Annotated in this window: 24 protein-coding genes; 17 read left to right on the top strand and 7 right to left on the bottom strand. The window is 70.8% G+C overall.

The window, feature by feature from the left end; all coding sequences use genetic code 11:
* The first annotated feature begins 151 nt into the window (after positions 1 to 151).
* The 5 genes from ACX9TP_RS32830 to ACX9TP_RS32810 all read left to right on the top strand — a co-directional run bounded on the left by ACX9TP_RS32830 (position 152) and on the right by ACX9TP_RS32810 (position 5,132).
* On the top strand, positions 152 to 1,312 hold the full coding sequence (locus ACX9TP_RS32830) for a response regulator (RefSeq protein WP_482974586.1): 1,161 nt from the start codon (positions 152 to 154) through the stop codon (positions 1,310 to 1,312).
* A 55-nt stretch (positions 1,313 to 1,367) separates the two neighbouring features.
* Positions 1,368 to 2,117, top strand: a complete 750-nt coding sequence (locus ACX9TP_RS32825; protein WP_482974585.1) for a YebC/PmpR family DNA-binding transcriptional regulator — start codon at positions 1,368 to 1,370, stop codon at positions 2,115 to 2,117.
* Between the two features lie 24 nt (positions 2,118 to 2,141).
* Complete coding sequence (gene ruvC, locus ACX9TP_RS32820; protein WP_482974584.1) at positions 2,142 to 2,720, top strand: crossover junction endodeoxyribonuclease RuvC; 579 nt, start codon at positions 2,142 to 2,144, stop codon at positions 2,718 to 2,720.
* On the top strand, positions 2,717 to 3,325 hold the full coding sequence (gene ruvA / locus ACX9TP_RS32815) for a Holliday junction branch migration protein RuvA (protein WP_482974583.1): 609 nt from the start codon (positions 2,717 to 2,719) through the stop codon (positions 3,323 to 3,325). The genes ruvC and ruvA overlap by 4 nt, the downstream gene beginning before the upstream one ends.
* Positions 3,326 to 3,599: 274 nt before the next feature.
* Positions 3,600 to 5,132 carry an ELWxxDGT repeat protein gene (locus ACX9TP_RS32810; RefSeq protein WP_482974582.1) on the top strand — a complete coding sequence of 511 codons (1,533 nt, stop codon included), beginning with the start codon at positions 3,600 to 3,602 and terminating at the stop codon, positions 5,130 to 5,132.
* 14 nt (positions 5,133 to 5,146) lie between these two features.
* Here the strand turns inward: ACX9TP_RS32810 and ACX9TP_RS32805 are convergent, their stop codons facing one another.
* Positions 5,147 to 6,226, bottom strand: coding sequence for an MBL fold metallo-hydrolase (locus ACX9TP_RS32805; RefSeq protein WP_482974581.1), 1,080 nt, complete (start codon positions 6,224 to 6,226; stop codon positions 5,147 to 5,149).
* 5 nt (positions 6,227 to 6,231) lie between these two features.
* Positions 6,232 to 7,467 (bottom strand): zinc-dependent alcohol dehydrogenase, encoded by a 1,236-nt coding sequence (locus tag ACX9TP_RS32800; protein ID WP_482974580.1) that lies wholly within the window; start codon positions 7,465 to 7,467, stop codon positions 6,232 to 6,234.
* A gap of 99 nt (positions 7,468 to 7,566) precedes the next feature.
* Here ACX9TP_RS32800 and ruvB point away from each other — a divergent pair, with 99 nt between their 5' ends.
* The 6 genes from ruvB (at position 7,567) to ACX9TP_RS32770 (ending at position 14,613) form a co-directional block, all read left to right on the top strand.
* The gene (ruvB, locus tag ACX9TP_RS32795; RefSeq protein WP_482974579.1) at positions 7,567 to 8,598 is read left to right on the top strand and encodes a Holliday junction branch migration DNA helicase RuvB; all 1,032 of its coding nucleotides are present in this window, start codon (positions 7,567 to 7,569) and stop codon (positions 8,596 to 8,598) included.
* An 18-nt stretch (positions 8,599 to 8,616) separates the two neighbouring features.
* The gene (locus tag ACX9TP_RS32790; RefSeq protein ID WP_482974578.1) at positions 8,617 to 10,092 is read left to right on the top strand and encodes a hypothetical protein; all 1,476 of its coding nucleotides are present in this window, start codon (positions 8,617 to 8,619) and stop codon (positions 10,090 to 10,092) included.
* 471 nt (positions 10,093 to 10,563) lie between these two features.
* Positions 10,564 to 11,508, top strand: a complete 945-nt coding sequence (lpxC, locus tag ACX9TP_RS32785; RefSeq protein WP_482974577.1) for a UDP-3-O-acyl-N-acetylglucosamine deacetylase — start codon at positions 10,564 to 10,566, stop codon at positions 11,506 to 11,508.
* A 47-nt stretch (positions 11,509 to 11,555) separates the two neighbouring features.
* A complete protein-coding gene (locus ACX9TP_RS32780; protein WP_482974576.1) occupies positions 11,556 to 12,653 on the top strand; it encodes a thioredoxin domain-containing protein in 1,098 nt (365 codons plus the stop codon).
* Between the two features lie 29 nt (positions 12,654 to 12,682).
* Complete coding sequence (locus tag ACX9TP_RS32775) at positions 12,683 to 13,918, top strand: DUF4388 domain-containing protein (RefSeq protein ID WP_482974575.1); 1,236 nt, start codon at positions 12,683 to 12,685, stop codon at positions 13,916 to 13,918.
* A gap of 56 nt (positions 13,919 to 13,974) precedes the next feature.
* Positions 13,975 to 14,613, top strand: coding sequence for a hypothetical protein (locus ACX9TP_RS32770; RefSeq protein WP_482974574.1), 639 nt, complete (start codon positions 13,975 to 13,977; stop codon positions 14,611 to 14,613).
* Positions 14,614 to 14,781: 168 nt separating this feature from the next.
* Here ACX9TP_RS32770 and ACX9TP_RS32765 read toward each other — a convergent pair whose 3' ends face one another.
* Positions 14,782 to 16,395: a leucyl aminopeptidase gene (locus tag ACX9TP_RS32765; protein WP_482974573.1), complete on the bottom strand. Its 1,614-nt coding sequence runs from the start codon at positions 16,393 to 16,395 to the stop codon at positions 14,782 to 14,784.
* Between the two features lie 134 nt (positions 16,396 to 16,529).
* Here ACX9TP_RS32765 and ACX9TP_RS32760 point away from each other — a divergent pair, with 134 nt between their 5' ends.
* From ACX9TP_RS32760 to ACX9TP_RS32750, 3 genes are all read left to right on the top strand, one after another.
* Positions 16,530 to 17,423: a hypothetical protein gene (locus ACX9TP_RS32760; protein ID WP_482974572.1), complete on the top strand. Its 894-nt coding sequence runs from the start codon at positions 16,530 to 16,532 to the stop codon at positions 17,421 to 17,423.
* Positions 17,424 to 17,548: 125 nt separating this feature from the next.
* On the top strand, positions 17,549 to 18,331 hold the full coding sequence (locus tag ACX9TP_RS32755) for a sulfite exporter TauE/SafE family protein (RefSeq protein WP_482974571.1): 783 nt from the start codon (positions 17,549 to 17,551) through the stop codon (positions 18,329 to 18,331).
* Positions 18,328 to 18,816, top strand: a complete 489-nt coding sequence (locus tag ACX9TP_RS32750; RefSeq protein WP_482974570.1) for a hypothetical protein — start codon at positions 18,328 to 18,330, stop codon at positions 18,814 to 18,816. The genes ACX9TP_RS32755 and ACX9TP_RS32750 overlap by 4 nt, the downstream gene beginning before the upstream one ends.
* A gap of 54 nt (positions 18,817 to 18,870) precedes the next feature.
* On the opposite strand, the gene ACX9TP_RS32745 is transcribed toward ACX9TP_RS32750, so the two are convergent.
* From ACX9TP_RS32745 to fabF, 3 genes are all read right to left on the bottom strand, one after another.
* A complete protein-coding gene (locus ACX9TP_RS32745; RefSeq protein ID WP_482974569.1) occupies positions 18,871 to 19,743 on the bottom strand; it encodes a tetratricopeptide repeat protein in 873 nt (290 codons plus the stop codon).
* A 7-nt stretch (positions 19,744 to 19,750) separates the two neighbouring features.
* The gene (locus ACX9TP_RS32740) at positions 19,751 to 21,421 is read right to left on the bottom strand and encodes a helix-turn-helix domain-containing protein (protein ID WP_482974568.1); all 1,671 of its coding nucleotides are present in this window, start codon (positions 21,419 to 21,421) and stop codon (positions 19,751 to 19,753) included.
* Between the two features lie 342 nt (positions 21,422 to 21,763).
* Positions 21,764 to 23,008, bottom strand: a complete 1,245-nt coding sequence (gene fabF / locus ACX9TP_RS32735; protein ID WP_482974567.1) for a beta-ketoacyl-ACP synthase II — start codon at positions 23,006 to 23,008, stop codon at positions 21,764 to 21,766.
* Positions 23,009 to 23,199: 191 nt separating this feature from the next.
* Here fabF and ACX9TP_RS32730 point away from each other — a divergent pair, with 191 nt between their 5' ends.
* Both ACX9TP_RS32730 and ACX9TP_RS32725 read left to right on the top strand, forming a co-directional pair.
* Positions 23,200 to 23,715 carry a PaaI family thioesterase gene (locus tag ACX9TP_RS32730; RefSeq protein ID WP_482974566.1) on the top strand — a complete coding sequence of 172 codons (516 nt, stop codon included), beginning with the start codon at positions 23,200 to 23,202 and terminating at the stop codon, positions 23,713 to 23,715.
* A gap of 12 nt (positions 23,716 to 23,727) precedes the next feature.
* Positions 23,728 to 24,342: a TetR/AcrR family transcriptional regulator gene (locus tag ACX9TP_RS32725; protein ID WP_482974565.1), complete on the top strand. Its 615-nt coding sequence runs from the start codon at positions 23,728 to 23,730 to the stop codon at positions 24,340 to 24,342.
* A 14-nt stretch (positions 24,343 to 24,356) separates the two neighbouring features.
* On the opposite strand, the gene ACX9TP_RS32720 is transcribed toward ACX9TP_RS32725, so the two are convergent.
* Positions 24,357 to 24,686: a hypothetical protein gene (locus ACX9TP_RS32720; protein WP_482974564.1), complete on the bottom strand. Its 330-nt coding sequence runs from the start codon at positions 24,684 to 24,686 to the stop codon at positions 24,357 to 24,359.
* 134 nt (positions 24,687 to 24,820) lie between these two features.
* Here ACX9TP_RS32720 and ACX9TP_RS32715 point away from each other — a divergent pair, with 134 nt between their 5' ends.
* Positions 24,821 to 26,287 carry a M61 metallopeptidase family protein gene (locus ACX9TP_RS32715; protein ID WP_482974563.1) on the top strand — a complete coding sequence of 489 codons (1,467 nt, stop codon included), beginning with the start codon at positions 24,821 to 24,823 and terminating at the stop codon, positions 26,285 to 26,287.
* Positions 26,288 to 26,292 lie beyond the last annotated feature (5 nt).

Raw genomic sequence — 26,292 nt, 5'->3', positions numbered from 1 at the left:
GGGCTTGTACGGCACCTTATGATCTGTCAGGCTTGCCTGGAAGAATACGGAATCCATGGCTGCCGCACACTCGCAACCTTCCACGTCTGCTGAATCTGGCACCGCTGCCTCGGCGGAGCCGCGTCGTCGCGCGTCACGCGGGCGCTCGCGCGTGTTGCTGGTGGACTCGGACGTGGGCGCGCAGGCGGTGCTCGCGGCGGGGCTGGCGGAGGCGGGCTTCGAGGTGCTGATGGTGGGCGGCGCCCACGCGGCGCTGGAGGCGCTCGCGCAGGACGGCCGGCTGCCGCACCTGGTCATCGCCGAGGTGGAGCTGCCGGACGGAGACGGCTTCAGCCTCTGCGGCCAGGTGCGCGCGGATGCACGCACGGCGCACGTGCCGGTGGTGCTGCTGGCGCGGCGGCAGGAGGACTTCCACAAGGACCTCGCCGGCGGCGTGGGCGCGGATGACTACCTGCCGCAGCCGGTGCTGGTGCAGGACGTGGTGGCGCTCGCGCGGCTGAAGGCGGGCCGGCGCATGGGTGACGCCGTCTTCGAGTCCCACACCGCCCGGCTGCCGCTGGCGCACGTCGCGCGGGCGCTGCTGGCGGGGGTGCGCTCCGGCCGGGTGGTGCTCGAGGAGGGCGCGGGCTGGTTCGCCTTCCGCCATGGGCTGGTGGTGGACGCCGTCTTCCACGGCGAGCGCGGCAGCCTCGCCTTCCGGCGCATGCTGTGCTTCGGCGGCGGCGCGTACGCGGTGGCGCTCGGGCCGGAGTTGCACAAGGGCTCGTTCGCCATGGACCGCGCGTACCTGTGCGAGACGGTGCTGCCGGGCCTGGAGCGCTTCGACGCGCTGCGCGCACGCGGCCTGCCGCTGGCGTCGCGGCTGACGGTGGACTTCGCGCGGTTGGCGGAGATGCTGCCCACGCTGCCCGAGGACGTGGGCGAGGTGGTCCGCCTGTTCGACGGCCGCCGCACGCTGCGCGCCATGCTGCTGGAGTGCCCCTTCCCGGAGGCGGTGGCCTACGAGGCCTCCACGCGGCTGTTCGCGCTCGGGGTGCTGGTGCCGGCCTGCCACGTGGAGGAGCGCGAGCGCGCCCGTTGTGGCGCCTCCGTGCCCGGCTTCTTCGAGCCCGCGCCCTCGGTGGACACCGCGGCGCGGGACTCCTACGAGGCCTCGCTGGAGCTGTCGGCGGACGGCGCCTCGGAGCCGCTCACGCTGGTGGGCGGTGCCCAGCCCCCGGTCATCCTCACGTTCCCCAAGCAGTCCGCGCGCACCGTGAGTGGACCGGATGCGGGGGCCCCGGGGGCCGTGCCGGACGACGCGGGGATGTGAAGGGTTTGACTCGGCGGGCCGGGGTGGGCGAGAAGGCCCGCGAGAGGCCACACCCATGTCCGGTCACAATCGGTGGTCGAAGATAAAGCGCCAGAAGGCAGCCATGGGCGCGACCAAGGGCAAGCTGTACTCCAAGGTCATCAAGGAGGTCACCGTCTCCGCGCGGCTGGGCGGAGGAGACCCCGCGGGCAATGCCCGGCTTCGCGTCGCGCTCGCCCTGGCCAAGGAGGCGAACATCCCCAAGGACACCATCGAGCGTGCCATCAAGAAGGGCACCGGTGAGCTGGAGGGGGAGAGCTACGAGGAGGTGACGTACGAGGGCTACGGCCCCGGCGGCGTCGCCATGCTGGTGGAGTGCCTCACCGACAACCGCAACCGCACCGCCGCGGACGTGCGCTCCATCTTCGGCCGCTACGGCGGCAACCTGGGCGCCGAGGGCGCGGTGGCCTGGATGTTCCAGAAGAAGGGCTCGATTACCGTCAAGCCGGGCCCCACCGAGGACCAGGTGATGGAGAAGGCCATCGACGCGGGCGCGGAGGACGTCCTCAACCACGGAGACGAGGGCTTCGAGGTGCGCACCGCGCCGGCGGACCTGCACACGGTGGCCACCCGCCTGGAGGCCGCGGGCTTGGCGCTGGGCGAGCAGAAGTGGACGTACCTGCCGCAGAACACCGTGCAGGTGGAGGGCGACAACGCGCGCGGCCTCCTGAAGCTGATGGACGTGCTCGAGGAGAATGACGACGTGCAGAACGTGCACGCGAACTTCGAGCTGGAAGACTCGGTGATGGAGTCCCTGTCGCAGTAGCGGCGGGGGGAATGGAGAGGCAGCGTGCGCGTGCTCGGCGTGGACCCCGGCAGCCGGTTCATGGGCTACGGAGTGGTGGAGGAGAAGCGGGGCCGGCTGGTGCATGTGGGCCACGGCGTCATCAAGGTGCACGAGTCGGCGCCGCTGGCCTCCCGCCTCAAGGACTTGCACGCCGCGCTGGCGGAGGCGCTGGCGCGCTACAAGCCGGACGCGGTGGCGGTGGAGGGGTTGTTCACCTTCCGCAACGCGCGCAGCGCGCTGGTGCTGGGACATGCGCGCGGCGTGGCGCTCCTGGCGGCGGCGCAGGCGGGGCTGGTGGTGCACGAGTACGCGCCGGCCAAGGTGAAGAAGTCGGTGGGCGCGGGCGGCTCGGACGGCAAGGACGCGGTGGCGCGGATGGTGCGCACGTTCCTGTCGCTGGAGGCGTCGCAGATTGAGCGCGCGGACGCGAGCGACGCGCTGGCGGTGGCGCTGTGCCACCTCAACCACGGCCGGGCGGCGGTGCCCACGGCCACGGCGGCGGCGGGGAAGAAGCGCAAGGGCGCGGCGGGGCTGCTGGCGGACCGGCTGGCACCCGCCTATCGCAGACCGGAGGCGAGATGATTTCGCGGTTGCGCGGGACGGTGCTGGAGAAGGACCTGGAGGACGCCACCATCGACGTGGGCGGCGTGGGCTACCGGGTGAACTTCTCCACGCTGGCGTTGGGCAAGCTGCCGGCGGACGGACAGCCGGTGGACGTGCGCGTGCGCACGGTGGTGCGCGAGGACGCCTTCGAGCTGTTCGGCTTCCTGTCGAAGGCCGAGGAGGACCTCTTCCAGCTGCTCACCGCCGTGACGCGCGTGGGCCCCCGGCTGGCGCTGACCGTGCTGTCCGGCATGGAGGTGCCGGAGTTGGTGGCGGCGCTGTCTCGCGGCGAGGTGGCGCGGCTGTCGAAGATTCACGGCGTGGGAAAGAAGACCGCCGAGCGCCTGGTGCTGGAGCTGAAGGACAAGGTGAAGAACATCCACCTGGAGGCCGTGGCCCGGGGCACCGCGCCGGCCGCCGCCAGTGGCACCCGCTCCGACCTGGTCTCCGCGCTCCTCAACCTCGGGTACAAACAGCCCCAGGCGGAGAAGGCGGCGGAGGTCGCCAGCGAGCGGCTGGGCGCGGAGGCCACCTTCCAGGCCCTGTTCCGCGAGGCCCTCAAGGCCTTGCGCTCCGGCGGCTGATGGGACTACCTGAGGTGGGTGTGACCGCGCTGTGACGAGCAGCCGGGAGTTCCCCGCGCAGTCCGCCGAAGCGCTCTTCCCCTGAGAAACCGAATCGGTCCTCGGCCCGACGGACCCGGTGTCTGGCTGTCGGCACGGGTCGTCAGGGCTCGCGGGATGGCGGACATCCTGAGCGATTTCCTACCCTGGTCTGAGTAGACTCTTACGACATGAGTATCACTTTTCAGCTCCGGCGGTGGTGCCCCCGCGCCACCGAGGACAAGGGGCTGCTCTCATGAAGTCTTGGCGCGGCGTTCCGGTGCTGGTGTTCATGCTTTCCGGGCTGGTGGTGGCGTGTGGGCCTGTACCGGAGGGTGAGGTGGAGGCGGTGGATGGGGTGGCTCCCGTCCGCGAGTCGGAAGCGGATGTCGGGACGGTGACGGCGGAGGGACTGCTGCCCCTGCCCGGTCCGGGATGGGACATCTGTGAGGACCGCGCGCGGCGCGTGCGGGACATCAATCCCCAGGGCAACTCGAATCCCGTGGAGCTGGTCTCCGCCAACGGGCGGCTCTTCTTCGTCGCGACAGAGCCCGAGCATGGCCGGGAGCTGTGGGTGAGCGAGGGGCCGGGAAGGACCACGTCGCTGGTGAAGGACGTGAATCCGGGCGTCGCGCAATCGGTGCCGCGCTTTCTGACGGTGATGGGCCGCTGGGTGTACTTCGCCGCGAACGACGACGAGCACGGCGTGGAGCTGTGGCGCACCGACGGCACGGAGCGGGGCACGCAGCTGGTGAAGGACATCCGACCGGGGCGTGATGGTTCGTCGCCGGCCCAGCTCACGGTGGTGGACGGCACGCTCTACTTCACGGCGACCGACGTCGAGCACGGTCGCGAGCTGTGGCGCAGCGATGGCACGGAGCAGGGCACGGTGCTGGCGCACGAGTTCGCGCCGGGCACGCGCTCCTCCGTGTTCGACAGGCTGCTGGAGTGGGAGGAGGACCTGTCGCTGGTCGTCTACGACGACACGACGCGCACGAGCACCCTCTGGCGGTTGGACGAGCGGGGACGTGCCGACGCGCTCTTCAGGCTGACCGACGGCGTGTTCCTGGAACTGGAGCCCGCGGGCCGGCAGCTGTTCTTCACGGTGAATCCTGGCACGGACGAGGCGGACCTCTGGGTGACGCGGAGCGCGCCGGGCACGGCCACCTGGCTGCGGCATTTCCCGGGACAGGAGCCCAAGCGCCTCACGGCGATGGGCGACGCGGTGTACTTCGCGGCGGGAGGCGAGGGGTACTGGGGCGACGTCGGGGACCCGCGGCACGGAAGCGAGCTGTGGACCAGCAACGGGACGGTGTGGGGCACGCGGCTGGTGCGGGACATCAACCCGGGGCCGGAGAGCGCGTTCTCTCCCTACCTGGACCCGGGCTTCGTGGTGGTGGACCGGACGCTGTACTTCGCGGCGGATGACGGCTGGTTCGGACGCGAGCTGTGGCGCAGCAACGGGACGCTGCTGGGCACGTGGATGGTGGCGGACCTGGAGCCCGGCCAGGCCGGCAGCGACCCGCAGGACCTGGCGGCGGACACCGGCTGGCTGTTCTTCTCCGCGACCACGTCGGGGCACGGGAGCGAGCCCTGGTACAGCGGCGGGGCGTTCTGGAACACGCGCTCGCTGGAGGACATCGCTCCGGGAAGCGCGTCCTCGAACCCGAAGGGCTTCGTGCGCGCGGACTGGAACGTCTTCTTCGCGGCCACCGACGGCGCGGGGGACCAGGAGTTGTGGTCCGTGTCGTTCCGGCCCGTGCGGGCCTGTGGGGCGCAGCCGTTCTGAGGGCGCCCCAAGCCCTACGCCGCGCGCCGCGCTGCGGGCGTGGGGCGCACGTCGCCGAAGTTGGGAGCGGGCAGGACGATGGTGGGCGCCAGTGCTGGCGCCATCAGGTGGGCCGTGAGCAGCGAGGACGGGTGGAAGTTGACGAACGCCCCCTCCACCGCGGACGTGCCGGCGAACAGCTTCTCCACCACCATGGACGAGTACTGGTCCAGCGAGTCCTCGCGCGTGTTGCCGTTGAGCACCACCTCCCAGCCCATGTGCTCGGCGTGGCGGCGCACGCCGGGGATGGCGGACTGCAGCGGCGTGTAGCACTCCGTGGCCACGCCATTCTCGCTGACGACGAACACCTCGCGCGACGTCGCCACCGCCAGCGACATGTTGCCCTGCGTGTGTCCCGGCGTGCTGAGCAGGGCCGCGCCCTGGCCCAGCCACACGTCGCCGTCCAGCAGCACCACGCGCTCGGGCGGCACGTCCGCGCCGCCGGGCACGAACCACACCGTCTGCATCGGGTGCAAATCCTTCACCATCTCCCACTCGGCGCGCTGCACCAGCAGCCGGGCGCGCGGGAAGTACGCGGGCAGGCCGTCGCCGCCCAGCCAGCCACGCAGGTCCTGGATGTGCAGGTGGTCGAAGGCGATGTAGTCCACGTCCGCGGGCGTCAGGCCCAGTGACGCCAGGTGGCTCTGCACCGTGCCGTGGCGCGAGGACATCACCTTGTCGGAGACGAACGCGCCGTAGCGCTCGCGCAGCGCGCGGTAGAAGGGCGCCAGGTGGCCCTTCTCGTAGTCCGACGGGTTGAACAGCAGCGTGCGCCGCTCGCCCTCGCGGTCCACGAACTGCACCACCTGCATGCGGTTGGTCATCATCACGTACGGCGCCGGGGACAGCGCCGCGCCGCTGAAGGCGAACTGCGCGGGGTAGGGGAAGGTGATGAGCTCGCACGTGGCCACCGCCGCCACGGGGCCTTCCTTCACGAAGGCCTCGCGCGCATCCAGCGCCGCGCGGCGCAGCTTCTGCAACTTCACGCCGGGCACGGACTCGGCGCGCGCGCCGGCGAGGGAGGGGAGGGGTCGGAACACAGGGCTCGTGTGCATGGCAGTCACCACCGGGTCAGGTCGAAGACCGTCTTGACGGACTGGAATCTCGCACGTGCCAGATTGGCCTCAATGGCCTCCTGGTAGCGAGTCAGGGGGAAGGTGTGCGTGACGAGAACGGAACAGTCCGGCCCTTCCTTCCGGGCGAGCAGCTCCAGCACCAGGTCGAAGGTGTGCCGGCGCTCCCCCCGGAAGCTCTCCGGGCCATACACGTAGGAGCCGAGCAGCGTCAGCTCGTTGCGCCACACGGTGGTCCAGTCCACCCGCTCCAGGATTCCCGCCGCGCCCACCAGCACCACCTTCCCCAGCGCGCGCGTGTAGCGCAGGGCGTCCTGCACGGAGGCCGCGCTGCCGATGCAGTCGATGGTCAGCTCGAAGCCGCCCGTCATCGCTGGAGGTCCAATCACCGGGCGGTACACCTTCGCCCCCGTGCGCCGGGCGACTTCCGCGGCTTCGTCCCAATCGCCCCGCACGCGGAAGGCGTCGTCCGCGCCCATCCGCTTTCCCAGCTCCAGCTGGTAGTCCTCCGCCGCCAGCAGCGTCACGTGGCAGCGGTGGCCCAGCGCCCGCAGGGCCCACAGCGTCGCGAAGGCCACCGGGCCCCCTCCGATGACGAGCACCCTGTCCTCGTCCCGGGGCGGCGCCTTGAGCACCGCGTGCAGGCTCACCGCCAGCGGCTCCACCAGCACGCCCGCCTTGTCGGAGACGCCGTCCGGCACCGGGTGGAGCTGCGAGGGGTGCGCCACCATCTCCGTGCCCATGCCGCCCGGCAGCTCGCGCTGGTAGCCGAGCATCTGCCCGGCCGCCAGGCACCCGTCCGCGGTGCGCTCGCAGCCGTTCTCCTGGCCCGCCGCGCACGGCTTGCAGGGCGGGGAGATGCCCCGCAGCCGGCAGGGGAGCAGCGGGTCCACCGCCACGCGCTGGCCTGGCTGCACGCCGCGTGTCCCGGGCCCCACCTCCGTCACCTCGGCGAGGATTTCGTGGCCCAGCACGGCGGGGAAGCTGTTGAAGGGCTCCAGCTGCGGGCTGGCCTTGAAGAAGAGGGTGGCCATGTCCGAGCCGCACAGCCCGGTGAGCAGCGGCCTGAGCCGCACCCACTCCGGGCCGGGCAGGGTGGGGCGCGGCAATTCCCTCAGGGAGAGGCAGCTGCCGGCCCCGTAGTGAAGCTTCGGGTACAGGCCGCCCAGGCCGCGGGCCACGACGTACTTCGGGATGGAGAGGTCGAAGACGAGACCCTTCATGGCGGTGGGCGCTCCCTGGCTGCTCGGCCTGCGGCCGTTGCGACTGTAGCCCCGCCAGATGTGCGGCGACACGCGCGCCCTTCCTGTATAGGGTGCTGAATGGTCATGGCGAGGAAGTCCGACACACTCTCGGAAGACGTCCAGCCCGAGGACGTCCGGCTCGAGGCCTCCCTGCGTCCGCGCTCGTTCGACGAGTACGTGGGCCAGGGGCCCGTCGTCGAGAAGCTCAAGGTCTACGTGCAGGCGGCCCGCAGCCGCGGCGACGCCCTGGACCACTGCCTCTTCTCCGGCCCCCCCGGCCTGGGCAAGACGTCGCTGGCGCACATCATCGCGAACGAGCTGGGCGTGGGCATCCACGTGACGAGCGGCCCCGCCCTGGAGCGCAAGGGCGACCTGGCGGGCCTGCTCACCAACCTCAACGCCCGCGACGTCCTCTTCATCGACGAAATCCACCGCCTCAACGCCGCCGTGGAGGAGTACCTCTACCCGGCCATGGAGGACTTCCGGCTGGACATCACCATCGACACCGGGCCCGCCGCCCGGGCGATGAAGATTGATTTGCCGCCCTTCACGCTCATCGGCGCCACCACGCGCACGGGCCTGCTCACCTCGCCCCTTCGGGACAGGTTCCAGATTCAAGAGCGCCTGGAGTACTACGACGCCAAGGCGCTGGAGCTCATCCTCCACCGCTCCGCGCGCATCCTCGGCATCCCCCTGGACAAGGACGCCGCGCGCGAGGTGGCCAGCCGCTCGCGCGGCACGCCCCGCATCACCAACCGGCTCCTGCGCCGGCTGCGCGACTTCGCGGAAGTGGAAGGCGACGGGAAGATCACCCTGGAGCTGGCGAAGAAGTCGCTGGACAGGCTGGGCGTGGACGCCAGCGGCCTGGACGCCATGGACCGGAAAATCCTGCTCACCATCATCGACAAGTTCGGGGGCGGCCCGGTGGGCGTGGAGACCATCGCCGCCAGCGTGGGCGAGCAGCGGGACACGATTGAGGACGTGTACGAGCCCTTCCTCATGCAGGAGGGCTTCCTCCAGCGCACCCCCCGGGGGCGCATGGCCACGCACCGGACCTACCAGTACTTCAAGAAGCAGCCACCCGCGACGCCCCAGGGCACCCTGTTCTGAGACTAAGCTCCCCGCGCCATGAGCCAGGACAGGCCTCCCGCCTCACCCGCCACCGGACGTGACTTCTACGCGGACCTGATGCGCGCCTCCCAGACGTCGCGCGCCGGGTTCCTCGCCGAGCGCGAGCGCTGGCTGCGCGGCGTGCCCGTGGAGGGCCGCGAGGAGCTGCTCTTCGAGTTCGAGATGCTCCTGCGCGCGGTGGAGCGCTACCTCAACCTCAACACCGTGGTGGACGCGCGCGACAGGCCGCTCGTCACGCGCGACTTCCACGAGGAGCTGGCGGACGTGCGCGACGCCATGGACCGCGCCATCCGCGTCGCGCGCCACCTGCAGGACCCGGACAGCGACCAGAAGATGGTCTTCCGCAAGTACGTGGAGACGCAGCTCGCGGACGACCGCGTCCGGCGCGCCCTCATCGAGGAGCAGCTGGACCAGGAGACGCCCCCGGAGAGCCTCTTCGTGCTGCGCGAGGCCTTCGACGCGCTGAAGAACCTGCTGGACCACCTGCTCAAGCTGCCGGTGGCCAACCTCGGCCTCTTCCAGGACGTGGGCAAGCTGGCCCTGCGCGAAATCGTCCTCAACCGCTACTTCCGCCCCTTCCGCCCGCTGGAGTTCCGCGTCGAGTACGACAGACTCCGGTCCGTCCGCCTGCTGGACACGCTGGGCACGCTCCCGGAGGACCAGCGCACCCTCTTCTCCACCGCCTTCCTCGGCCTGTTCCGCCTCCTGCACTACCTGGCCTACGTGGACGCGGAGGGGCAGCCGCCGTACTCGCGCCGCGTGCGCGTGCTGCTGGCGCTGGTGCGCAGCGAGGCCACCTCGCTCGCCGCGTGGATGCACTCGGAGCTGTCCCCGAAGGCGGCCTCCAAGTCCCTCCAGGCCGCCACGCTGCGCGCCGCGCGCGACATCGCCCGTGAGACGGAGCGCGTGGCCCGCGAGGTGCTCGTCAACCTGGACCGCGACATGGAGGCGCCCGCCCGCGCCGCCGTCGCCTTCACCACGCTCCTGCGCACGCAGGTGGTGGTGCTGATGGAGACGCTCGCCCCCAACGGCGGGCTCGCGGACGGCGTCTTCGACGAGCTCATGAGCCCGCAGGACGCCGCGCTCCGGCTGCGCAAGGACCTGTGGGTCTACGCCCAGCTGTGCCGCACCGCCGAGACGCACCTGCGCGCCGAGGACGTGCCCGCCGCCGAGCGCGCGCTGGACGCCCTCAAGTCCTTCCTCGGCTACTTCCACGACGGCGGCTACCAGCTCTTGCGCTACGCGGACTACGACGCCTTCGACCGCTTCACCGCGCTGCTGGTGGAGCTGCCCTGGCCGCCCGAAGGCCCCGGCATCCGCGCCCGCCTCGCGGAGGACCTGCGCCGCTTCGTCCAGACGCTGGAGACCACCTTCCACGCCGTCAGCCGGCGCACCCTCCTGCAGGGACGCGGCTTCGACCGTCAGGAAGCGGAGGCCCTCAGGGACCGCTTCCTCGCCGCCCCCGCCCGCTGACGGCGGGACACCGGCGCCCCACCCCCCACACACCCTGTCCCAGCGTCCGCCACCGGGCGTGTTGCCCGGGGCACGTTTGCGTCCGGCCTGTTCCTTGCGCTATGGACGCGGCCGTGTTGCATGGAAGACACGCTGCGGCATGGCGGGGCAGGGTGGGGACGCGGATTCCGGGTTCTGACGAATCCCGGACATCGGTGTCACGGTATCGGGCGAATCCTGCAGGCTTCACACCGGGGGGAGGGTGGCAGACCGGAGATGACACCCACCACGACGCACCCAAAAGCCGAGCCATTCCAAGGGGTTGGCGATGTTTTGACCTCCTCCGGCCCGGCCCCGCATGTCACGCGTCCGTGGCGTGCGGATTGCAGAATCACCGCGTCGCGTCAGATCACTGATGAACGTTTCCGGGTCCAACCGGCGGGACCCGGACCGGAAGTCCCGCAGCACGAGCAGCCACGAGGCGACACCGACATGCGACCGTCCTCCTACAACCAGCGCACTGTTTCCAAGACTGCCACCCTGCAGGGTGTGGGGCTGCACTCGGGCGCCAAGGTGACGCTCACCCTGCGTCCCGCGCCCGCGGGCCACGGCATCGTCTTCGTGCGCACGGACCTGCCCCGGCCGGTGAGCATCCCCGCGCTGGCGGAGTTCGTGGTGGACACGTCGCTGGCGACCACGCTGGGCCGCGACGGCGTGCGCGTGGGCACGGTGGAGCACCTCATGTCGGCGCTGGCCGGCCTGGGCATCGACAACGTGCGCGTGGAGCTGGACGGGCCGGAAGTGCCCATCATGGACGGCAGCGCGGCGCCCTTCGCGGCCCTCGTCCACGACGCCGGGGTGCGCGAGCTGGACGCGCCCAAGGAGCTGCTCGTCATCCGCAAGCCGGTGTCCGTGGTGGACGGTGACAAGCAGGCCTCGCTCACCCCGTCGCGGCACTTCCGCATCAGCTGCACCATCGACTTCGAGCACCCCGTCATCCAGGGCCAGTCCTTCGACCTGGACTTCAGCGACAGGGAGTTCTCGCGCGAAATCTCCCGCGCCCGCACCTTCGGCTTCCTGCGCGACGTGGAGAAGCTGAAGCAGCTGGGCCTGGCGCGCGGCGGCTCGCTGGAGAACGCCGTCGTCGTGGACGAGGTCTCCATCCTCAACCCGGACGGGCTGCGCTTCCCCGACGAGTTCGTGCGCCACAAGATTCTCGACGCCATCGGCGACGTGTCGCTGTTCGGCCGCCAGGTCATCGGGCACATGACGGCGTACAAGACGGGCCATGCGCTCAACCACAAGCTGGTGCGCAAGGTGCTCTCGGACCCGAGCTGCTACGAAATCGTTCCGGCCCGCCGCCGCGAGCTGGAGGCGCTGGACCTGGGCTTCACCGGCCTGGCGGGCGCGCTGGAGCTGGAGCCCCTGGTCGCCTGAAGCCATTTCCTTGCAGGTCAGGCTTAGCTCGACTAGGACGCGAGCTTATGCTCAAGCCCACTCGAGTCATCCTCGCCGCTCTCCTGGCGGCCACCATCACCGCCGGCTGTAACAAGGAGAAGGCGCCGGTCACCGCTCAGGGGCCGGCCGCCACGGCGCAGCAGGCCAACGCGGGTGAGCCCGCGCCCGACGCGGTCGTCGCGACCTTCGGCGACGGGCAGAAGATCACCTACAAGGAGCTCAACGACAAGATCTCCGAGCCCCTGTCCAACCTCGAGAAGCAGAAGCACCAGCTGCGCAAGCGCGGCCTCGAGGGCATGGTGACGGAGAAGCTGGTCGACGCCGAGGCGAAGAAGAAGGGCCTGACGCAGGAGCAGTTCCTGAAGGCGGAGATTGACGACAAGGTTCCCGCCCCGCCCGAGGAGCGCATCAAGGAAGTGTTCGACGGCGCCAAGGGCCAGCTGCCGCCCGGGTCCACCTACGAGCAGATGAAGCCGCAGATCGTGGACTTCCTCACCCAGCAGCCGAAGCAGGAGCGCGCGCAGGCGCTGTTCGCGGAGCTGCGCAAGAACGCCAACGTGCAGATCACCCTGCCCGAGCCTCCGCGCCCGCCCGCGGAGCGCAAGCAGGTGGCCGCCACGGGCGCCGCCAAGGGTGCCAAGGAAGGCGCGCCCATCACCATCGTCGAGTTCAGCGACTTCCAGTGCCCGTTCTGCAGCCGCGCCAACGCGGCCGTGGACCAGGTCATGAAGGAGTACCCCGACAAGGTCCGCCTGGTGTTCCGCCACTTCCCGCTGGACTTCCACAAGGAGGCGCCGAAGGCCTCCGAGGCCTCGCTGTGCGCCGGGGACCAGGGCAAGTTCTGGGAGATGCACGACACGCTCTTCGCCAACCAGCAGAAGCTGGGCGTGGACGACCTGAAGAAGCACGCCGCGGACCTGAAGCTGGACACCGCGAAGTTCAACAAGTGCCTCGACTCGGGTGAGAAGGCCTCCGTCGTCCAGGCGGACCTGGCGGATGGCAAGAAGGTCGGCGTGTCCGGCACCCCGGCGTTCTTCATCAACGGCATCCTGCTGTCCGGGGCGCAGCCGTTCGAGGAGTTCAAGAGCATCATCGACGAGGAGCTGAAGACGGCGCAGAAGTAGTCGCGCGCGTCGTTCGGGGGGCACGGGCGGTGGCTTCCAAACCCAAGGCCACGCCTCGTGTCAGCAGTGAGCAGGCCTCGCTCGAGCTGGAGCGGCCGCTCGCCGCGGGCCTGTCCCCCTCCCGTCCCCTCGCGGCCTGGTTCCACGGGCCCGAGGGGATGGTCCTCCTCCAGGAGCCGACCGGCTTCGCTGGCTTCCTCGCCGGCAGCCTGGGCACGCTCTCCGTCGAGGAGGTGTTCGCCCACGTCCTCTCCGGCATCCGCAGCGGCCTGTTGGCCGTGCAGGGCGGCTCGGTGCGCCGCACGGTGTCCTTCCGGGACGGGCAGGTGGTGTTCGCCACGTCCACGGAGCGCTGGGAGCGCCTGGGGGCGGTGCTGGTGCGGCTGGGCATGTTGAAGCAGACGCAGCTCACCCAGGCGCTGTCGCGGGTGACGCCGTCGCGACGCATCGGTCAGGTGCTCACGTCCGAGGGCATGGTGTCCGAGGCCAACCTCTACAGCGCCATGACGTACGTGGTGCGTGAGGTGGTGCTCAGCCTCTTCGAGATGGTGGAGGGCAGCTTCCTCTTCATCGAGGGGCCGGCGCCCATGGCGGACGTGGTGAAGCTGCCCGAGCGCACGCGGGAGCTGGTGCTCACCGGCATCAAGCGCGCGGAGGAGGTGTCGCGCCTGCGCCGCCGCTTCCCGGAGGACATGCGCGTGGAGCCGGGGCCCGCGGGCCCGCTGCCCGGCGAGGAGCGCCTCTTCACGGGCCTGGGCAAGGGCGGCCCCCTGGGCGAGCTGCGGACGCTCTACGAGGGGGGGCCCTACGCCTTCTACACGTGGCTGGACGAGGCCGTGCGCTCAGGCCACCTGGCGGTGCGCCCCGCGACGCCGCCACCGGTGCCGGGCCCTTCCGTGGAGGGCATGGCCTGGGAGCTGCTGTCCGCCGAGGAGCGCTACAACCTGCTGCTGTCGCTGATTCACCGCGCGCTGCGCGACGCGGGCAAGGACGAGGACTTGCTGAAGGGCTTCCTGGACGCGCCGCCCGCGGGCCTGGAGGACGCCTTCGCCGGGGTGACGCCGGGCGCGGACGGGCGGGTGGACGTGGCGCGGCTGCGCGCCAACCTCGCCGGGGGCGGGGAGGCCGTGGGCCGCGCCCTCACCCTGGAGGCGCTGGACGCCATCGTCTCCTATGCGCTCTTTTCAGCGCGCAACGCGCTCCCGCCCGAGGTGGCGGAGCGGTTGTCCAACACCTACCGCACACTCCAGGGGGGGCTGGCCTAGGGGGGGCGCCGTGCCCACGTTGCCGTCCACGGCCTTTGCGGCGGGGGACGAGCGACATGGGCGCGATGCGGAAGCTGGCGTGGGGACTCCTGGTGCTGGGCACGGCCTGCGGCGGCTCCCGCGCGTCGGTGAAGGACTCCCGGGGTGAGGCCGCGAAGCACGAGCAGGTGCAGGGCGTGGGCGGCTCCGGCGGTGCCGGCCACTCCACCACCCGCCGCTACGTGGACGAGGACCTGGGCTTCGAAATCATCCGGCCCACGGCGGACTGGCAGCTCGACGAGACGAACGAGCGCACGCCGGAGGGACTCTCCATCCCCGTCATCCTCCGCCACAACACGTCCGGGGCGCAGGTGGTGCTGCAGGTGGCCCCGGCGGTGGCGTCTCCCACGCAGTTCGCCGAGCGACTGACGGAGGGGCTGCGCCAGCAGCCGGGCTTCACCACCACGGACCCGATGCCGATTCCCCTGTCCGAGAATGCGGTGGGCTTCGACTTCACGGTGGGGGACGCGGTGCTGGGCCGCGTCGCCGTGCGTGAGGGCCGGCCGGGCCGCGTGCTGATGATGCTGGCCACGTGGCCGGCGCAGTCCGCGGCGGACGTCACGCAGAGCGTGGACGCCCTCATCGAAGGCGTCCGTCCGCTCCCGGTGTCCGGCGCGAAGCAGGCGGCGCCGGTGTCCCAGGCGTCGCGCCGCTAGAACGTCGGCTCGCGCGGCGGGTGGCCAGCAACCGGGCTTCCGAGTGCGCTCGGGCGGCCCGGGCCCGCTAGGGGCCCCGGAACCGGGCTTCCGAGTGTGCTCGGGCGGCCCGGGCGCGCGGGGCGCCCCGGGCGCCCGTGCTGGCGCGCCCGGACCTTCCGTGCCGCGTTACGACCGCGCGGACTTCTTCGCGCCCTTGCCGCCCTTCGCCGCGGCCTTGGGGGCCGGCGCGGCGGGAAGCTCGTACGCCTCGGGGTTCTCCGCCTGCGTCTGTGCGCGCAGCCGCACCCACTCCACCAGCGTGCGCACGCCGACGCCGGTGCCGCCCTTGCCCAGGTAGCCGCGCTCCTTGGGGCTGTTGGAGGGGCCGGCGATGTCCAGGTGCACCCACGGCGTGTCGCCGACGAACTCCTTGAGGAAGAGCGCGGCGTTGATGGAGCCGCCCCAGCGCTCGCCGGAGTTCTTCATGTCGGCCACCTCGGAGCGCAGCGCGTCCTTCTGCAGCTCGCTCACCGGCAGGCGCCACATCTCCTCGCCCGCGGTGCGCGCGGCCTGGAGCACCTCGTTCATCGTGCCGTCGTTGTCGCCGAAGGCGCCGACGATGTAGTTGCCCAGCGCGATGACACAGGCGCCCGTGAGGGTGGCCAGGTCGATGACGGCGGACGGCTTGTGCTCGCAGGCCCAGGTGAGGATGTCGCCCAGCACCAGGCGGCCTTCCGCGTCGGTGTTGGTGATTTCCACCGTCTTGCCCAGCCGCGAGGTGAGGATGTCACCGGGCTTGTACGCGTTGCCGGACGGCATGTTCTCGCACGCGCCGATGAAGGCATGCACGGGGAAGGGCGGCTTGAGCGCGGCGATGACCTTCATCGCGCCCAGCACCGCGGCCGAGCCGGCCATGTCCGTCTTCATCTCCACCATGCCCTCGGTGGGCTTGAGGGACAGGCCGCCCGAGTCGAACGTGATTGCCTTGCCCACCAGCGCCAGCGGCGGGCGCTTCGCGTCACGCGCGTTCTTCGGCGTGTAGACGACGTGGATGAGGCGCGGCTCCTCGGTGCTCCCGGCGGTGACGCCCAGGAACATGCCCATGTTGAGCTTCTCGATTTCGCGCTGGCCGCCGATGGTGACCTGCAGGCCGCCTTCCTTCGCCGCCTGCCGCGCGGCCTCGGCCAGCACCGTGGGCGTCACCGCGTTGGGCGGCTCGTTGACCAGGTCTCGCGCCCAGTTGGTGGCGTCCGCCACGCGCTTCGCCAGCGCCAGCGCGTCCTCCAGGCCCTTGGACTTCTCGGTGCCGTCGGGCAGCACCAGGGCCACCTTCGTCACCTTCGCCGGGTTCTTCTCCTCGCGGGCGGAGGACTTGTACTTGTCGAAGCGGTAGGCACCCAGCCCCAGGCCCTCCACCACCGCGCGCACGGCGGCGTCCGCCGCGTCGGTGGCCGGCAGCACGAAGGCCACCGAGCCCACCTTCAGCCGCTGCGCCGCCTTCACCGCGCGCCCGGCGGCCAGGCGCAGCACCTCGGGCTGGAAGCGGGCGCGGTTGCCCAGGCCCAGGAGCAGCACGCGCTCCGCGGTGGCGCGGCCGTGGGTGTGCATCAGGAAGGACTGCTCTGCCTTGGCCTTGAAGCCCTCCTGGGTGGCGGCACCGCGCAGGCGGCCCTCCAGGGCGGAGTCGGCCGCGGCCAGTGAGGACGGAGCGGTGTCTCCCAGCTCGCCCTCGAAGAGGGGAATGACGAGCAGCTCGCCGCTCGCCTTCGTGACATCGCCGGAGACGAAGCTGAAATTCATGGGCCGATGAACTCCTGAACGGATGGATGGGATGCTGGAGGCCGCGGACTGTAACGCCCACCCTGTCGAGCGCAAAGCGCTCGATTTCATTCGAGCATTGCAATGCCGATGGGCACTGGATAGCAGTGTGGGAAATGCCCACGCTGCTGATGCATCTGACCGCCATCGAACGGATGGCCGCCAATCCGGGCGAGCTGCCGGCGGACTGGGTGCGCGCGCTCGCCGAGGACCTCCCGTACGCGCGCTTCGGCGCGGCGCTGCCAGATCTGCCGCTGTGCGAGGGCGTGCGCGGAGGGCTGTCGGCCTTCCTTCCGGAGCGCGAGCCGCCCCCCTTCGCCCGCCTGTACCACGAGCGCGCGCCGGTGGGCTTCGGCCTGAAGATGGCGGAGCTGGTGGCCACCGGCGCGCTGGTGGGCAACGAGGCGGGGCTCGCGCTCCTGGCGGGCTACTTCACGCACCTGTGCCTGGACCGCCGGCTGTATCCGGTGGTGGACAGGCTGGTGAGCCGCCACCGCCGCCGCGGCGCGCAGGCGCGCGACGTGCACCGCGAAATCGAGTGGGCGCAGACGCTCTTCTACCTGCGCGAGCTGCACGGCGTGGAGCTCATGGGCACCCCGCGCATCCGCGAGAAGTGTCAGGTGGTGAAGAGCCCGGGCTTCCCGTGGCGCGGCATCGGCCGCGGCATCTACGAGCTGGTGCGCCTGTCATCGCAGGAGCGCGTGGGCCAGGCGCCGTCCAAGGCGGACGTGGATGGCTGGGTGCGCGGGCTCTACGTCTCCGGGCTCTTCCTCTCCAGCCCCATGGGACGCATGCGCTCGCTGCCGGCCTACGCGCACCTGTCCTTCCAGGAGCTGTACCGCAACGACACGCTCGACTTCTCCGCCGAGGTGGAGGGCGCGCTGGAGTCCGCGCGGGGAGTGTTGCGCAGGCTGCACGGCTACATGGCCCGGGGGACCTTCACCCCCCGCACGCGCGCGCGTTTCCTCGAGGTGTTCCCCGAGGGCACACTCGGCGCGTGTGCCGCATAGCGTCCATGCGCACTGGCTGACAGCACACAGTTCCTCGCGCGCAGGGCAGGCATCCTGGCGAGCATCCTTCCCTGGGAGGAATGCCGCTGTCCGAACCTGGGGACCGCTCCTATCCTCGTCGAGGAATGACGGTCCTACTCCTCATGGTGGCGGGCGGCCTCGCGGGCTCTCTCGGGGCGATGCTTGGCATTGGCGGAGGCATCGTCCTCGTCCCCGGGTTGGTGTTGTTCTTCGGCATCCCGCTGGAGGAGGCGGTGCCGGCCAGCCTCATGTGCGTGGTGGCCAACTCGTGCGCCGCGGCCGCGGGCTACGTGCACAACCACCTGAGTGACATCCGGCTGGGCCTGACGCTGGAGCTGGCCACGGTGATGGGCGCCATCGCCGGCGGCGTGGTGGCGGCGATGGTGGCCCCGGCGATGGTGGCGGTGGTGTTCGGCCTGTTCACCCTCTACGTCTCGCTGCAGATGCTGCTGCTGCGCTCGCCGCGGCGGGAGCCGGCGACGCTGGAGGACTACACGCCGATGAACTACCCGCTGGGCATCTCCGGCTCCTTCATCGCGGGCGGGCTGTCCTCGCTGCTGGGCGTGGGCGGCGGCCCGCTGAAGGTGCCGCTGATGAGCTACGGCATGCGGGTGCCGTTCAAGGTCGCCAGCGCCACCAGCAACATGATGGTGGGCGTGACGGGGGCCGCGAGCGTGGCCGCCTACGCGCTGCACGGGCACCTGAAGCTGGCGCTGGTGTCCCCGCTGGTGGTGGGGGTGCTCTTCGGCGCGTATGTCGGCGGCCGGCTGATGCCGAAGATGCCCACCGCGGTGCTCAAGCGGCTCTTCGCGGTGGTGCTGCTGGTGGTGGCGAGCCAGATGTTGTGGAAGGGAGGGGCGGGATTGTGGCCGAGCATGGTGAAGTGAGCGAGCCGGATTCAGCCGGCGCAGAGGCGCATGTGGTGTCCGCGGCGGTGATGGCGGATGCGCACGGTGCCCACAACGCGGTGGTGAACACGGCGCGGGCGGAGTCGCTGGCGCCGGAGATGGAAGCAGAGCCCATCACCCAGCCGGACCTGGCCCCGGCGCCCGCGGCGCGGGCGCGGCGCCGCGACCTGGCGGTGGCCGGAGACCGGTGGATTGCCCGCGTGCTGCGCGGCGGCGCGGTGCTCAGCGGCGGCATGTTCGTGGTGTCGCTCGGCCTGGAGGCCCTGCCGCGCTCGGAGGAAGTGCACGTCGCCATCGACCTGCTGCGCAAGGGCGCGGCGTCGCTGCTGCTGGTGACGCCGGTGGCGCGTCTCGCGGTGGCGGGCACGCTGCTCGGGCTCAAGGGCGAGTGGCGCTACACCGTCATCGCCGCGGGCGTGCTGGGCCTGCTGGCCATCGCCGTGGGCGCCGGCATCCAGGCCTGAGGTGATGCGGGTGAGGCGCCCTTCCCCTCTGGCAGGGGAGGGGCGCTTCGTGTTTCAGACGCCGCGCGCGGCGAAGTGGGCCAGCACGTTGCGGACCTTGGCGACCTCGTCCGCGCGGCCCTGCTCCTCGTACAGCGGCAGCACCGTCTCGAACTGGGTGCGGGCCGCGGCGTAGTCCTGCAGGTAGTAGCAGGACAGGCCCAGGTCCCACCGGGCGCGGGCCTCGTACACGTGGTCGTGCAGCTCCTCGTAGAGCTCCACCGCGCGCAGCAGGTGGGGGCGGGCGCCGTCGTGGTTGCCCAGGAGGCCCTCGGACTCGCCCAGCAGCAGGTGGCCCTGCGCGAGCGCCTCCGGATCCTCGCCCTGCTCCAGGAGCGGCACGGCCTCCAGGAAGCGCTTGCGGGCGGGCTCGTACTCGCCCTTCTCCATGCGGATGTCGCCGATGTCGAGCAGCAGCCGGGCGATGCGCTCGGAGTTGCGCGTCTGGCGCAGGAGGATGAGCGCCTCCTGGTACTTCTCCTCGGCGGCCTCCGGCTGGCCCAGCGCGCGCAGGGACTCGCCGATGCAGGCGCGGGCCAGGGCCTCGCCCTCGCGGTCCTTCGCCTCGTTGAAGAGCAGGGCTGCCTGGGCGATGCGCTCAATGGCGCCGCGGTGATCCTCGAAGTTCGCCTTCACGATGCCCAGGCCGAGCAGCGCCTGCGCCTGACCGGGCTTGTACTTCGCCTCCTGGAAGAGGCCGAGCGCCTCCTCGTAGCACTCGCGGCTCGCGGCATGGTCCTCCAGCAGGCCATGCAGCTCCGCGAGGCTCACCAGCCCCTGGCCCACCTCGGTGGGCGAGCCGGTGATGCGCAGCGGGGCCAGCGCGTTCTTCTGCTTCTGGATGGCGTCGAGGATGTGGGCGCGTTGGGAGTCGTCGGACGGGTGCATGCGGACCTCAGGCGTCGCCACCCTTGCGGCGCCGGGGCGCCTTGTCCAACGAATCGTCCTTCTCGCTGATGTGAGTCCCGTTGACGGGGCCCTCGTGCGAGCCATTCACCGGGAGCACCTGCACGCCGCCCCCATGGGCATGGGCCGGGCCGCCGTCCGCCGCATGATGCACGCGCTCCGCCTTGTCCGCCTTCTCGTGGACGAGCAGCGGGGAGAAGAAGCAGTCCTTCTTCGTGTACTCGTCGAAGGCGAAGGCGAAGCGGTAGCTGGCGGCCGCGCGCTGGTTGCAGTCCGTGCGCTCGCAGAAGCGGCAGGAGATGCCGGACGGAATCGCGTCCTTGCGCAGATCCGTGGTGGGCAGGCCGTAGGCCAGGTACTTCGCGTTCTCCGCGTGGGTGCCCAGGCCGATGGAGTACGCCGTGCCCTTCACGATGGAGCCTTCAATCGGCTGCAGCTGCACCTTGGCGAAGCAGAAGTACGTCGTGCCGTCCGGCATGATGGAGTACTGGCGGGTGATCTGGGACGGGTTGAGGAAGGCCAGGTGCACGGCCCACTTCGCGCAGGAACCGCCGCCGGTGGCGAAGCGGATGCCGGTGCCGCTGTAGCGCTTGGAGATGTTGCCGGCGATGTCCGCGCGCAGGAAGTGGAAGGGGATGCCCGGGCGCTTCGGGTCCGACAGGTTGCACAGCCGGTGCGCCACCGTCTCGTAGGTGGAGCCGAAGATGCTGGAGAGCAGCTCCACGTCGTAGCGCGTGCGCTGCACTTCCTTGAAGAAGTCGCCGTAGGGCAGCATCAGCGCGCCGGCAAAGTAGTTGGCCAGGTTGACCTTGATGAGCCGCTCCGTCTCGCCGTGGCGCATGCGGCCCGCCACGAGGATGCGCTCCACCAGTTTCTCGCGGTCCATGACCAGCAGGCCGATGGACGCGGCAATCTGGAACTTCAGCGGCTGCTCGGTGAGGAAGGGCGACAGGGTGAGCGTCTTCTCCTCGGGGTCCAGCCGCCGCACCACGGACGAGCCGCTGGGCGCCGGGTCGTCGAAGAGGACGCGGTAGCCGAAGCGCTCCTCCAGCAACCGGATGAGCTGGCCGCTGGTGAGCTGCCGCTCCAGGCTCATGTCGCGCCGCATCGCCTCCGCCTGCTCCTCCAGCTCCGGGAAGTAGTTGCGGTGCTTCTCCAGGAAGTCGCTAACCTCGTCGAAGGGCGAGTAGTCGAAGCGGACGCCCGGCACCGTGCCGTTCTGCGCGCCCCCCTGCGCCCGGGTGCGCTCCTCCACGTTGAGCTGCGCGAGCACGTTCTCCAGCTGCGTGCGCGTGTTCTTGTAGAGGTTGAAGAGCGCGGCCACCGTGCCGGCCAGCTTCGGCTCGGCGGACAGCGACTGGAGCGACTCCGGGTCGATGTCGAGGCTCTTGAGCAGCGGCTCATCCAGCAGCTTCGCCAGCGCCTCGTCCACGCGGCCCTCGCCCAGCGTGGACATGAACTGCTCGGGGTCCTGGTCGAAGTAGCGCAGGGCCTTCCAGAGCAGCGGGAAGGGCATCACCCGCTTCCCCTTCTCGATGAGGTTCAGGTACGCGGGGGACACCCCCAGGTCCTTGGCCGCGTCTGCCTGCTTGATGTTGCGTGCAAGCCGCAGCCCACGGAGCTTCAGGCCCACGTTGGCGTTCAGTGCGTTGTCGTTCATGGCCGAATCGGTGGCCCCACGGGGAGTGCGCCGGACCTCGCGCTCCTTGGGGCCTGGACCCACTTTGCAAATCGATTTACCGATTTGCAATGAACGTTTTGGGGTGGGGGGACCCCTGTCCGGCGGGCGACGGAACAGCTGCCCACCGGACCGACAGGCCTGTAGAAACCGCCGTAAGGCCATGTAATGGCAGCACTTTCAGGCTACCGACGTGTGGGCTCCAGCGGGCCGTCGCCGCACCTTGTCAAAGGTTTACTGGCGCACTGCGACATGGAGCCCGTAGCAGTTCAGTAAATAGGATTTCACAGTTTACAAAGAGAGAGCTGGCGAGGGTGGGGTGGATCACCCGTTCGCGCGCCGGAAGACGAGCGACACGTTGGTGCCGCCGAAGCCGAACGAGTTGCTCATGACGGCGTCGACGCGGGCCTCGCGGGCGGTGTGGGGCACGCAGTCCAGGAGGATTCGCGGGTCCCTGTTCCGGAGGTTGATGGTGGGCGGGAGCACGCCGCGGGTGAGGGCGAGCACGCTGATGACGGCCTCGGCGGCGCCGGCCGCGCCGTTCATGTGGCCCGTCATGGACTTGGTGGAGGAGACGGCGAGCGTGCGCGCGGCGTCGCCGAAGACGCGGGCGATGCCCTCCATCTCCAGCACGTCGCCGATGTCCGTCGACGTCCCGTGCGCGTTGACGTAGCCGATGTCCGACGGCGCGAGGCCCGCGTCCTTCATGGCGGCGCGCATGCTGCGCTGGGCGCCCTCGTGCTCGGGGGCGGGCGAGGTGACGTGGTGCGCGTCGGAGCTGGCGCCATAGCCGGACAGCTCCGCGTAGATGCGCGCGCCGCGGGCCCGGGCCTGCTCCCACTCCTCGAGCACCACCATGCCGGCGCCCTCGGCGAGCACGAAGCCGTCGCGGTCCACGTCGAACGGGCGGCTGGCCTCCTGGGGCGCGTCGTTGCGCGTGGACAGGGCCTTCATCGCCGCGAAGCCGCCCACGCCCAGCAGGGAGATGGGGGCCTCGGAGCCGCCGGCCACCGCCGCGTCGAACTCGCCGCGCTGGATTCCGCGCATCGCCTCGCCAATGGAGTGGGCGCTGGTGGAGCAGGCGGAGTTGGTGGACCAGGAGGGCCCCTTGATGCCGTGGCGCATGGTGACGTAGCCGGGCGCCATGTTGATGATCATCTGGAGGATGAAGAACGGGCTGATGCGGTCCGGCCCCTTCTCCAGCGCCTTGCGGTAGGTCTCCTCCATGCTGGCGATGCCGCCGATGCCGGAGCCGATGATGGCGGCCACGCGCTCGGCGTTCTCCGGGGTGATTTTCAGCCCCGAGTCCGCCAGCGCCATGTCCGCCGCCACCACCGCGAACTGCGCGAAGCGGTCCATCCGCCGCACCTCGCGCCGCTCGATGTAGTCCTCGGGCTTGAAGTCCTTCACCTCGCCAGCGATGCGGCAGTCGAGCCGGCTCGCGTCGAAGAGGGTGATGGGCCCCACGCCGCTCCGCCCGTTCACCAGGGCATCCCAGCTCTTCTCCACGCCCGTGCCACAGGGGCTGATGAGCCCCAGCCCCGTCACCGCGACTCGCCGCTTCTGCATGGCCTTGCTCTCCCCGCACGGGCAGGAGGGCGATGAACGGACCGGACGCCCGGGCCCCCGCTTCCAGCGTACGCTCAGTGAGGCTTTGTATTATGAGCATCATGCCATCAGGGCAAGTGGATGTGGTGATGGGCTGTATGCCTGTAGGAGACATTGGATGACGGACATCATTCCAACGGGAGGACGCAGCGATGGGTGAGGGGAGCCGGACTCGCACCGTGACGTGGAGGGACCCGCGCGAGGGCGTGGCGGCGGCGAAGACGCTGTCCGGGCTGGAGTACCTGCGCGCCATCATCAGGGGCGAGGTGCCCGGAGCGCCCATCGCGGAGCTGATGGGCTTCGCGCCGGTGGAGGTGTCGGAGGGGCGGGCGGTGTTCGCGGTGGAGCCGGCGGAGTACCACTACAACCCCATTGGCACGGTGCACGGCGGGCTGGCGGCCACGGTGCTGGACTCGGCGCTGGCGTGCGCGGTGCATTCCACGCTGCCGGCGGGCTCCGGGTACACGACGCTGGAGCTGCACGTGAACCTGGTGCGCGCCATCGCCCATGACTCGGGGCGGCTGACGTGTACGGGCGAGGTGATTCACGTGGGCGGGCGGGTGGCCACGGCGCAGGCGAAGCTGACGGATGCCTCGGGGAGGCTGTATGCCCACGGCACCACCACGTGCATGCTGTTCCGGCCCCCCGGCGCGGGAGGCCGCGAGTAGGAGACGCAACAGATGCGGTATGGACCGGAGCACAAGCAGGCCACGCGCGAGCGAATCCTGGCGGCGGCGGAGAACCTCTTCCGCAAGCAGGGCTTCGAGGGCGCCAGCGTGGAGCGCGTCATGCGCGCAGCGGGGCTGACGGTGGGCGGCTTCTATTCCCACTTCACGTCGAAGGACTCCCTCCTCGCGGAGTCCGTCCGCGCGTTCTTCCAGCGCAATGGTGAGCGGTGGCTGGGCGGGCTGGAGGAGCTGCGGGACGCGGAGTGGCTGAGCCACTTCGTGCGCCGGTACCTCAACCGCCACATCCGCGACAACATGGAGACGGGCTGTGTGATGCCGTCCATCCTGTCGGACCTGGCGCGGGGCACGCCCGAGGCGCGCGAGGCCTTCGCGGAGGGCATCGACGGCCTGGCGAAGGAGATGGCCGCGCACGTGCCGGGTGGGGACGGCGTCACCGCGCGGAAGCGGGCGCTGGCGACGGTGACGTTCGTCATCGGCGCGATGACGCTGGCCCGGGCGACGAAGGGCCTGCCCTTGTCGGATGAAATCCTGGAGGCGGCGCGGGAGTTCCTGCTCGCGGGCGGGAAGGGGACGGAGGCTTCGTCCGCGGGCAAGAAGTCACACTGAGCCTGGGGCGGTGCTCACCACCACCGGAGGCCGCCGCGCGGGCCCCGGCGCATCGTGTTCCGCCACAGCGCGTGCGCGCCCACGGCGAGCAGCAGCCAGAGCAGGCCAAAGCCCGCCAGGTGCATGCCCACCAGCACGGCGGCGAGGATGTACCAGTGGAAATGCTCCTTCCAGTGCCACCGGGGGCGGGCGCCGGCGACCTCGCTCACGGGCCGCCAGGGCTCCGACTCGGAGAGGCGAATCTGGTCCGTGGGGTCCACGAGGCCTGTCGTCAGGGCCTGACGGACCTCGTCCAGTCCCCGGTAGGACATCTCGCCATCAGGCGTTCGGATGGTGACGGGCATGGCGCGCGACTCTAGGGCAGCGGCGCTCGGGTGGGCCATCCGCCCCGGGTGAAGGGTGTCCCATCGGGAGTGACGGGTGTCCGGGCACGTTGGCGTATCCTCGCGACCACTGGTGCGGCGCTTCGAGGTGACGCGTGGGACGCAGACGGGATGGGAGCACTGCCAAGGCGCGCGTCTGGAGGGGGCGCCCGCGGTCGGCCGCGCTCCTCCTCGTCGCGCTCGCCGCGCTGTCCTGCCAGACGTCCGCGCGCTCGCGTCCCGCGGGAGACCCGGCGGCGCTCCGCTACAACATCACCTATGTGCGCGAGCCCGGGCACTCGCTCGACGTGGAGGTGGTGCTCGTGCGCGGCTCGCCCCGCGAGTTCCTCTTCAGCGAGCCGGGCGGCGTGGACTCCGTGCAGGTCTGGAGCGACGACGGCGACGTGCGCTCGCTGCCTGTCCGCGACGGCGCGGTGAGCCTACCCTCCGGTACGCGCTTCCTGCGCTACCGCTACGCGCTGGACGCGCGCATCCGCGCGGAGGGGCCGGGCTTCTTCTCCGGCATCGGCGACGGTGACGCGCGCCACGTGGCCGGGCGCGAGTACCTCATCCGCCCGCGCGTGGTGTCCCCGGAGCTGCGCGTGGAATTGTACGTGGAGGGCGCGGACGCGCTGCTCCCGTGGACGCCAGGGGAGGGCGGCCTCTACCGGCTGCGCGGAGAGGACCTGGTGGACTCGGGCTTCCATGGCTTCGGCGGACGCCGGTGCCAGGTCCAGCTTCCCGACGCGGTGCTGGACGTCGGCATCCTCGGACACTTCACGCACCTGAGCGACGCGGAGCTCTGCGCGTGGCTGCGCCAGGCTGGGGAAGAGGTGCGCACCGTGCGCCGCGCCTTCCCGTACCCGCGCGTCTCCGTGCGGGTCGTCCCCGCGTCCGCGCGCCGCGGCTCCAGCCTCTTCGGCATGGTGCTGTGGAGCTCTCCGCCCAGCATCTCCATCCTCGTCGGCCGCGACACCGAGGCCGCCACCCTCCAGCGCGACTGGGTCGCCGTGCACGAGATGCTGCACCTGGCCCACCCCGTCCTCCTCCCGCGCGTGCCCTGGCTCTCCGAGGGCCTGGCCACCTACTTCACGGAGGTGGCGCGCGCGCGCTCCGGCCGGCAGAGCGCGGAGCGCGCATGGGAGGAGCTCGTGGACGGCTTCTCACGCGGACGCGCCAGGTCCGGCGACAGGACGATGGAGGAGGTCGTCGCGGGCAGCCCGTTCTCGCTCGGCGTCTATTGGACGGGCGCCCTGTTCGCCCTGCATCTCGACGTGGAATTACGCCGTATCACTGGAAACAAGCGCCGGCTGGAGGACGTGCTGGAGCTGCTGGCGGAGCGCGGCCCCACGTCTACCTTTGGCGCATTCGGCGCGGCGGTGGATGCCGTCGCGGGACAGCCCCTCTTCGACGCGCTGCTGGCGCGGCACCTCCGGCGACGTTCTTTTGCGGAAGTGGAAGGTCTGCTAGAAGCCCTGGGGGTCAGGGCTGACGCAGGCGGAAGAGTCAAGCTGGTGCCGGCCCCGGACAGTCTGTTGCGTGAGGCATTGGACGGTCGGCGCACCCGTGGCGCCGGCTTGTGAACGAA

Source organism: Pyxidicoccus sp. M15 (assembly GCF_056858435.1).
The sequence above is the reverse complement of the archived record's forward strand: the minus strand, read 5'-3'. Positions and strand labels throughout refer to the sequence as shown.

Coding starts and splice junctions, on each gene's coding strand:
- ACX9TP_RS32825 (WP_482974585.1), top strand. CDS start 1,368: ATGTCCGGTCACAATCGGTGGTCGAAGATAAAGCGCCAGAAGGCAGCC.
- ruvA (WP_482974583.1), top strand. CDS start 2,717: ATGATTTCGCGGTTGCGCGGGACGGTGCTGGAGAAGGACCTGGAGGAC.
- ACX9TP_RS32810 (WP_482974582.1), top strand. CDS start 3,600: ATGAAGTCTTGGCGCGGCGTTCCGGTGCTGGTGTTCATGCTTTCCGGG.
- ACX9TP_RS32805 (WP_482974581.1), bottom strand. CDS start 6,226: ATGCACACGAGCCCTGTGTTCCGACCCCTCCCCTCCCTCGCCGGCGCG.
- ACX9TP_RS32800 (WP_482974580.1), bottom strand. CDS start 7,467: ATGAAGGGTCTCGTCTTCGACCTCTCCATCCCGAAGTACGTCGTGGCC.
- ruvB (WP_482974579.1), top strand. CDS start 7,567: ATGGTCATGGCGAGGAAGTCCGACACACTCTCGGAAGACGTCCAGCCC.
- ACX9TP_RS32790 (WP_482974578.1), top strand. CDS start 8,617: ATGAGCCAGGACAGGCCTCCCGCCTCACCCGCCACCGGACGTGACTTC.
- lpxC (WP_482974577.1), top strand. CDS start 10,564: ATGCGACCGTCCTCCTACAACCAGCGCACTGTTTCCAAGACTGCCACC.
- ACX9TP_RS32780 (WP_482974576.1), top strand. CDS start 11,556: ATGCTCAAGCCCACTCGAGTCATCCTCGCCGCTCTCCTGGCGGCCACC.
- ACX9TP_RS32770 (WP_482974574.1), top strand. CDS start 13,975: ATGGGCGCGATGCGGAAGCTGGCGTGGGGACTCCTGGTGCTGGGCACG.
- ACX9TP_RS32765 (WP_482974573.1), bottom strand. CDS start 16,395: ATGAATTTCAGCTTCGTCTCCGGCGATGTCACGAAGGCGAGCGGCGAG.
- ACX9TP_RS32760 (WP_482974572.1), top strand. CDS start 16,530: ATGCCCACGCTGCTGATGCATCTGACCGCCATCGAACGGATGGCCGCC.
- ACX9TP_RS32755 (WP_482974571.1), top strand. CDS start 17,549: ATGACGGTCCTACTCCTCATGGTGGCGGGCGGCCTCGCGGGCTCTCTC.
- ACX9TP_RS32745 (WP_482974569.1), bottom strand. CDS start 19,743: ATGCACCCGTCCGACGACTCCCAACGCGCCCACATCCTCGACGCCATC.
- ACX9TP_RS32740 (WP_482974568.1), bottom strand. CDS start 21,421: ATGAACGACAACGCACTGAACGCCAACGTGGGCCTGAAGCTCCGTGGG.
- fabF (WP_482974567.1), bottom strand. CDS start 23,008: ATGCAGAAGCGGCGAGTCGCGGTGACGGGGCTGGGGCTCATCAGCCCC.
- ACX9TP_RS32730 (WP_482974566.1), top strand. CDS start 23,200: ATGGGTGAGGGGAGCCGGACTCGCACCGTGACGTGGAGGGACCCGCGC.
- ACX9TP_RS32725 (WP_482974565.1), top strand. CDS start 23,728: ATGCGGTATGGACCGGAGCACAAGCAGGCCACGCGCGAGCGAATCCTG.
- ACX9TP_RS32720 (WP_482974564.1), bottom strand. CDS start 24,686: ATGCCCGTCACCATCCGAACGCCTGATGGCGAGATGTCCTACCGGGGA.